Annotated in this window: 1 pseudogene; it reads right to left on the bottom strand. The window is 69.4% G+C overall.

From position 1 onward, the window contains the following. Nucleotides 1-222, bottom strand: a pseudogene (locus E9549_RS24605) (methyl-accepting chemotaxis protein); the annotation flags it as partial.

The raw sequence follows: 222 nt of genomic DNA, 5'->3' as shown, positions 1-222 counted from the left end.
GACCGGCTCATCTCGTTGGTCGTCGCCGTCTGCTCCTCCACCGCCGAGGCGATGGTGGTCTGCCGGTCGGAGATCTGCGCGACGATCTGGGAGATCTCCCCGATCGCCGAGACGGCCGCGGTGGTGTCCCCCTGGATCGCCTGCACCCGGCGGGCGATGTCCTCGGTCGCCTTCGCCGTCTCCTGCGCCAGCTCCTTCACCTCGTTGGCCACCACCGCGAAA

The sequence above is a fragment of the Blastococcus sp. MG754426 genome, from assembly GCF_021699055.1.
GTDB lineage: Bacteria > Actinomycetota > Actinomycetes > Mycobacteriales > Geodermatophilaceae > Blastococcus.
The sequence above is the reverse complement of the archived record's forward strand: the minus strand, read 5'-3'. Positions and strand labels throughout refer to the sequence as shown.